Source organism: Aureivirga marina (assembly GCF_015767265.1).
Lineage (GTDB): Bacteria > Bacteroidota > Bacteroidia > Flavobacteriales > Flavobacteriaceae > Aureivirga > Aureivirga marina.
On record NZ_JADPIB010000026.1, the window covers coordinates 1 to 1,151 of the forward strand.

Below are 1,151 nucleotides of genomic sequence, written 5' to 3' on the forward strand. Positions count from 1 at the left end.
CTTCCAGAGTTTGAGAATATTGAAGATAACACGTATTATTTCTGTGAATCAGACGGAGATGGAATGATGAGTGTAGATGTTACAGAGATGACAGATGCTATCTTATCAGATACTTCTTCATTAGATGTGAAATATTATTTCACACAAGCAGATGCAGAGAATCATACGCAGAATTTTATTGTAAATCTAATTGATATTACATCAGCAGGAACCACTTTATATGTTCGTATTGAAAACACAGATACAACTTGTGTTTCTGTTTTAGAACTTACCGTGAAAGTAGGAAGTTACCCAGAGATTGAGGTGACAATCCCAGATTATATCGTTTGTGGATTTGATGGATTTGGAGAGTTTGACTTTACAAGTTTAGATTTTGTAACTTCAACAGATGCTGTGACAATTTCATACTACACAAATGAGGTGGATGCAACTGATGGAGCGAATGAGATTCCAAATCCAGATGCCTTTGTAAGTGATGCTACAACAATTTGGGCAAGTGTAGAGGATGATTTAACAGGATGTACAGTTGTGACATCATTTAATATTTCAGTGGAAGAGACTCCAGTATTTGAGTCAAATGCGGAAGAAGTTATTTGTTTAAAAGAGATTGTAACGCCAGATGATCCACAGATTGAGAGTGAGATTAGTGTGTACAATGCACAAGCAGATTATACATATGTATGGACATTTGAAGGAGATGTTTTAGGATTTACAACAGAGACAATCACTGTAACACAGCCAGGAACCTATACTGTAAAAGCGATTAGCCAAACAGGAACATTAGCTTGTGAGAGTGAAGAACAAACTATAGAAGTAATCGGATCGTATATTGCAAATCTAACAGAATCGGATATTGTAGTATCAGGATATGTGGAAGGATTTGGAAGTAACACTGTTGCAATCAACACAACAGGATTGAATCTTGGAGAGTATGAATTCTCTATCGATGGAGGAAATACATGGCAAACAGCGCCAGTGTTTACAGATGTTCCAGGAGGAGATTATGTTCTGTTGATTCGTAATGTATTAGGAGGAGGATGTGAGAATCCAGTGCTTGCATTTGGAGTGATTGATTTCCCAAAATACTTTACACCAAACAATGATGGAATCCATGATGTATGGAAGATTCAAGGATTGGAGAGTGGAGATTA

Annotated in this window: 1 protein-coding gene; it reads left to right on the forward strand. The window is 36.8% G+C overall.

The window, feature by feature from the left end:
• The coding region (locus tag I1A51_RS17620) for a hypothetical protein (RefSeq protein ID WP_196896251.1) at nt 1–1,151 on the forward strand (1,151 nt) is incomplete at both ends.